This is a genomic window from Streptomyces sp. (assembly GCF_050698815.1).
Lineage (GTDB): Bacteria > Actinomycetota > Actinomycetes > Streptomycetales > Streptomycetaceae > Streptomyces.
Genome location: NZ_JBOHCV010000403.1, coordinates 1 through 5,980, shown reverse-complemented (window position 1 = coordinate 5,980; position 5,980 = coordinate 1). Strand labels below are relative to the sequence as shown.

The 5,980-nt window shown below is 68.8% G+C and carries 6 protein-coding genes and 1 pseudogene; 4 read left to right on the top strand and 3 right to left on the bottom strand.

What is annotated here, in order from left to right:
* The 3 genes from ACRDP3_RS14770 to ACRDP3_RS14760 all read right to left on the bottom strand — a co-directional run.
* Positions 1-626, bottom strand: a 626-nt coding sequence (locus ACRDP3_RS14770; protein ID WP_431517390.1) for a putative T7SS-secreted protein, incomplete at its 3' end; no start/stop codon positions are given.
* A gap of 5 nt (positions 627-631) precedes the next feature.
* Positions 632-1,285, bottom strand: coding sequence for a hypothetical protein (locus ACRDP3_RS14765; RefSeq protein WP_431517389.1), 654 nt, complete (start codon positions 1,283-1,285; stop codon positions 632-634).
* A 112-nt stretch (positions 1,286-1,397) separates the two neighbouring features.
* Entirely contained in the window at positions 1,398-1,691 is a 294-nt protein-coding gene (locus ACRDP3_RS14760) for a YiaA/YiaB family inner membrane protein (protein WP_431517388.1), read from the bottom strand.
* Between the two features lie 240 nt (positions 1,692-1,931).
* On the opposite strand from ACRDP3_RS14760, the gene ACRDP3_RS14755 reads away from it, so the two are divergent.
* The 4 genes and pseudogenes from ACRDP3_RS14755 to ACRDP3_RS14740 all read left to right on the top strand — a co-directional run.
* Complete coding sequence (locus ACRDP3_RS14755) at positions 1,932-2,810, top strand: hypothetical protein (RefSeq protein WP_431517387.1); 879 nt, start codon at positions 1,932-1,934, stop codon at positions 2,808-2,810.
* Positions 2,800-4,098, top strand: a complete 1,299-nt coding sequence (locus ACRDP3_RS14750; protein ID WP_431517386.1) for a hypothetical protein — start codon at positions 2,800-2,802, stop codon at positions 4,096-4,098. Before ACRDP3_RS14755 ends, ACRDP3_RS14750 begins: the two co-directional genes overlap by 11 nt.
* Positions 4,099-4,100: 2 nt before the next feature.
* Entirely contained in the window at positions 4,101-5,669 is a 1,569-nt protein-coding gene (locus tag ACRDP3_RS14745; protein WP_431517391.1) for an SCO6880 family protein, read from the top strand.
* Positions 5,670-5,687: 18 nt separating this feature from the next.
* Positions 5,688-5,980, top strand: a pseudogene (locus ACRDP3_RS14740) (ATP-binding protein); the annotation flags it as partial.

Here is a 5,980-nt window from a genome sequence, read left to right as displayed (position 1 = left end):
GCGCCCGGATCCGTATCACCGGGCTTGTCGGGGAGGTCGTCACCCTTGAGGCCGTAGTCGGCTGCGGCTTTGTAGTCGTAGACCTTCGCCTTGTACGCATTGGAGGCGGACTCGGCCTTCTTGTACTTCTCCAACGCGTCCTGCGCCTGACCCTGCGCCCAGGTGACGGTGTCGGAGAAGTCGTCCAGCGCCTTGGCGGCCTTCTCGCACGCGTCGGCCGCCTTGTGCCACTTCTTCGGCTCGACCGCCACCTTCTCCCGGAAGGCGTCCGCCGCCTTGCCCCGCAGATGCTGCGAGTCCAGCCCCTTCAGACCCCGTGCGACCTTCTCGAACGCCTTCTGGAAGTCCCGCAGATGGCTCGCGTTGGCACGCAAGGTGGCCACGCTGCCGTGGATCAGCTTCCGGTGGTCGTCGGTCTCCCCCAGCTCCGACTCGCCGACCTTCGCACCCAAGGTGCCGGCGGCCCCGTCCCCCGTGTCCCGGAGCCACTTCCCCGCCCCCTTCGGAACTCCGACCTTGTCCATCCGGTCCGCGAGGAAGTCAGTGGAGCGGTCGATGCCCTCACCGACCTTCTCGGCACCCGTCTCCAGACCGTCCTCGAGCCAGTCCGGAGTCAGGTCCCCCATGCCCATCAGTGGTCACCGCGGGACTGCTTCGGGGACCCTTGCTGCTCTGCACGTTCCTCCGGAGAGGGCCCCCACTTCTCATCCAGCGCCCGCTCCCGACCCTCCTCCGGAATACCGGCCCCATCCATGCCGACGTCGGTAAGCGCCCCGCCGATCCCTTCGGAGGTCACAGCACGACCGGTGTCGTTCCAGTCCCGCTTGATCTGGTCGAACTCCTTCTGCCGCTCGGCGGCGGTCTCCGGTGCGTCCGGCTTCAAGATGTCGCCGTAGCTCTGCTTGGCGGCCTCCTCCTCAGTGGCATGCGGATTGCCGAACATCGCGTTCACGCCCACCTTCCACGAGCCCGCCGTGTACTGGTCCTGCTCCCACACCATCCCGGCCGCCAGGCCCAGCTTGTCCGCGAGTACGTTCGCGTCGCCGACGAGCGCCCGTACACCCCACTCCCAGCGCTCGCAGAAGTCCTCGAAAGAGTCGGCGAGTCCACCGTCCCCGGCTTCCAGCCCCGACATCGCCATCCCGCCGAAACCAGCACCCTGCAACGACGCCGGCTCCGAGCCGAAGCCGTCCAGCTCCTGCAGTTCGCCGATCGCAGCCTTCAACCCCTGGGTGATCGCCTTCACCGAGGTCTCACTGACCTTCAGATCCCCGAACTCACTCACAGGACCGCCTCCCCCGCGTCTCCGTTCCCGCACCGGTCACCGAACACCGTATCCAAGTGCGATCGGGTGATCCCGAGCAGGCGTTGGCAGCTGTGCTGCGTGCCGGACGCGGTCAGACCCTGCCCTGCTCGAACGGGTCCTGCTCGTTGAGCAGTTTGTCGACGCGCGCTCTGTCCACTCTGCTCGTGATCTCCTCCACCTCCTGCCGGTCGCGTACGCACTTGGCGAGGGTGAAGGCGGACGACACCACGAAGACGAGCCCGAGCGCGAGGAAGCTGCGCTCCCACGCTCCGACCGGCAGCTTCGCGATGCCGATGACGAGGGCGATCAGGGACAGACCGAACGCGATGGCCGACTGCACGAAGAAGGCCGCCGTGGTGGGCCGTTGAACCGATGGAGTAGTCATAGGCCCAGGCTGACGGCTTGTCGGGCCGCGCACATGAGTACGGGTACTCGGATGGGCATGGGGAATCCGGCCCATGTGCCTGGCGTGGCGGGTGGGACGTACGCGTTCCGCATGCCGAGACGGGGACCGTGCCGTTATCCACAGGCCCCCCGTATCGGCTGTGTCCCGGCTACCGTCAGGTGAGGAGACAATGCACTGACGGCAATTGACGGAGCGGAAGATCGAGGAGGCACGTCCGGGATGAGCATCGGCGGCGGGGGCGAGGGGTACGGCGGGCGTGAGCGCGACCGTACGGGCGAGGAGGGCGCGGCTTCGGCTTACGGCCGCGGCTCGGCCGGCCTCACCACCCGCACACGTCTTCCGGGCGGGGAGGGCGGCGGCGGCAGACCGCCTTCGCGCCCCGGGCGCAGCGTCGTCACCGTGGTGGGTGTGGTGGTCCTGCTGATCGCCGCCATCGCCTTCGCCAACCGGGGCGGGGACGGCTCGGGCGGAGGCGACGGCAAGGGCGGCGGCAGTCAGGGCGGAGGCGCCCAGCCGACGGCCCCGACCGGGCAGAAGCCGGTGCAGGGCGGGGAGGGCGGCATCGCATCCGGTTTCCCGCAGTCCAAGCAGGGGGCGCAGAGCGCGGCGGCGAATTACGCGGTGGCGTTGGTCTCTTCGGACATCATCAAGCCTGGTAAGCGGGACGAGATCGTTCAACGGGTATTCGTCCCGTCCGAGGCCGGCGAGATGCGGTCCAAGATGGACAAGGCGTACTCGGAGAGTTTCCTCAAGAAGCTGGCCCTCGATGAGGACGGCAATCCCAAGGACGGCATGACCTACGTCTCCCGTACCGCACCGATCGGCACCAAGATCGTCGACTTCACCGAACACAGCGCTCAATTGGACGTCTGGTGCACAGGCCTCTATGGGATGGCAGGTGAAGGCTCCAAGAATCCTGTGACAAGCGACTGGTTCACGATGCGGATGGGACTGAGCTGGTCCAACGGGGACTGGAAGGTGCGGAGCTTCAAGCAGAAGGACGGCCCTGCACCCGTTGATGGCGACAATAGGGCTTCCGGCGCCGAGGAGATCGCGGACGCGGTAGGTCAGTACGGAGGGTTCACCTATGGCCGCTAGCCCTCACCGCCGAACCGCGACGGCTGCCACCGCGTTGGCCGGACTGCAGATGCTGGCTCTTGCCCTAGCCACCCGCGTCGCAGCCGAACCCAAGCCTGATGAGAACTGTGACCTCATCGTCGGCCCCGCCAAGGAGTACTGCGAGAACGGTGACAAGGGAGGCGGTGGCAGCAGCACCTCCCCCGACCCCACCAGCACCCTCGACCCGCTGTCCTCCCTCGCCGAGGGCTGCGCCAAGGCCGCCTCGTGGACCATCGACAAGCTGTCGGACCTCGTCAACTCCACGACCGAGATCGACTTCACCAACCCCGAGTTCCTGCGGCAGTACGCCGTTGTGTTCGCGGCGTCCACCATCCTCACGCTCACCATCTGGCTGCTCGCCGTCGCCAAGCGGGCCATCCGTGGTGTGCCGTTCGTGGAGGCCGTCACCGAAGCGATCGGCTTTCTCTGGCTCACCGTCATCGCGTCGGCCTTCACTCCGCTCATCCTCCACACCGTGGTCTCGGCGACCGACAGCGTGACGGAGGTCGTCGCGGCGGGCACGTCCGATCAGACGGAGCAGTTCTTCGGCACGTTCTCCGAGGCACTGAAGAAGGGGAACGACATCGGCGGCGGCCCGATCATGCTGATCGTCGTCTCGCTCATCTCGGTCCTCGCCGCCGGTGTCCTCTACCTCGAACTCGTCGTCAGGGCCGCCCTCCTCTACGTCGGGGCACTGCTCGGCACTGCCGTCTACGCGGGCCTGGTCGACAAGAACCTGTGGGGCCACGTCCGCCGCTGGGCGGGCATCATGATCGCCGTCATCCTCGTCAAACCGGTGGTGGTGATCGTGCTCGGGCTGGCCGGGGCGCTGTCCTCGGCCGACGGCCCCAACGCCTTCTCGGCCATCGTCTCCGGGCTGGCCATCATCCTGTTGGCCATCTTCGCCAGCGCCATGATCTACCGCTTCGTTCCCGGCTTCGGCGACGAGATCGTCAGCCACCGCAACGCCTCCCGCGATCCCGCTTCCCGTGCGACCGCCGCGGTCGTCTCCTCGCCGGCCGCGCTCGTACGGCAGGGCATCAACACGCACAGCGCCCGCGGCGGAGGCGGCGGGCAGCAGCCGGGCAACCAGGTTTCCGGCGGCGTCGCCGCCCACAGCACCCGAGGCGGCGGCGGTGGAGGCGGCGACGTGCCGCACCAGAAGGCGGCGCCCCCCGCCCCCCGTACGTACGACCGCTCCGCACCACCCCGGCCGGCCAGGAACACCGGTGCCGGCGGCAACCGCACCGGAGGTGACCGCGGATGACGATGACGAACCCCTCCCACACCGCGGTCGCCCCGCGCCGCACGTACATGATCGGCCGTGCGCGGCCCAACGCGATGATCGGCAAGAACCGGGAGACCGGCGAGATCGGCCTGATCATCGCGGGCGCCTTCCTCGGCATGATGAGCGGCCTGCTCATCCCCGTGCTCTCCTTCCGTATCCCCGCCCTGCTCGGCTTCCCGCTGCTCGCGCTGGCCGCGATCTACGTGCCGTACAAGGGGCGGACGTTCTACAGGTGGTTCGAGATCAACCGATCGTTCCGCAGACTGACGCGCAACTCCGCCGGCGCCGCCTACCGCTCGGACGCCGCCGAGGCCGGGGTCCGGCTGGACGGACGCGAGGTCGAGATCGGCCCGCCGCCCGGCGTCGGCCGCATCAACTGGCTCTCCGCGCCCTTCGGTCCGGACGAGCTGGCCGTCCTCCTGCACGCCGACCGCCGTACGGTCACCGCGGCCATCGAGATCGAGGGCCCGGGCGTCGGGCTGCGCGACAGCGAGGACCAGGAAGCGCTCGTCGACCGCTTCGGCACCCTCCTCAAGCACGTCGCGAACGGCGACGGCTACGTCACCCGGCTGCAGATGCTGGCCCGTACGCTGCCCGCCGACCCCGACGCCCACGCCAAGGACGTCGACCAGCGAGGCGACGAGCGGGCCGCGCCCTGGCTGCGCGACTCCTACGAGCACCTCCAGTCGATGGTCTCGACGTCCAGCGAGCAGCACCGCGCGTACCTCGTCGCGTGCATGCACTACGGACGCGAACTGGCCGCCGAGGGCGCGGCGATCGCGAAGGCGGCGCAGCGCTCGGCGGGCCGTGGGGGGCGGAAGCTGTCCAAGGACGAGGGCCTGGCGATCGTGATGGCCCGCGAGTTGACGGACATCTGCGCGCGCCTGACGGAGGCGGACATCCGGGTCCGGCAGCCGCTCGGGCAGGCCAGACTGGCCTCGCTGATCCACTCGATGTACGACCCGGACCACCCCATCGACCACCTGCAGGCGATGTCGAAGCGCAACGCCTGGCCCGCCGAGCTGGACGCGATGGAGCCGACCTATCTGCAGGCCAAGACACGGGAGTCGGTGACGCGGGCGCCCTGGTGCCACTCGACGGCGTGGGTGAAGGAGTGGCCGATGACGCCGGTCGGCGTCAACTTCCTCGCGCCGCTGCTCGTGCACACCCCCGACGTGATCCGTACGGTCTCGGTGGCCATGGACCTGGAGCCGACCGAGCGGGCGATCGAGCGGATGCTGACGGAGAAGACCAACGACGAGGCGGAGGCCAGTCGGCAGGCGAAGATGAACCGCACCATCGACCCCCGCGACGTGGCCGCACACGGACGCGTCGACCAGCGCGGCGAGGACCTCGCCTCGGGAGCGGCGGGCGTCAACCTCGTCGGCTACATCACCGTGTCCGCCCGCTCGGCGGAGTCCCTCGCACGGGACAAGCGCACGATCCGCGCCTCGGCGGGAAAGAGCTACTTGAAGCTGGAGTGGTGCGACAGAGAACATCACCGGGCGTTCGTCAACACGCTGCCGTTCGCGACCGGCATCCGCCGCTGAAGGGCTGAAGGGGTTCCCATGGCCGCGACCGATCCACTGACCGCAATCTCCGACGCCTTCACCAGCTTCCTCTTCGGCAAGACGGAGACGACCCGGCTGCCCGTACGTACCTCCACCGGCCAGGCGCAGGCCGTCTACCTGCCGACGGCCGCACCGGGCCTCGGCGACTCCGGCGTCATCATCGGCCGCGAGGTCTACAGCGGCAAGGGCTACATCTACGACCCCTTCCAGCTCTACGGCCAGCAACTCCCCGCCCCGCACTGGCTGGTGCTGGGCGAGTCGGGCAACGGCAAGTCGGCGCTGGAGAAGAC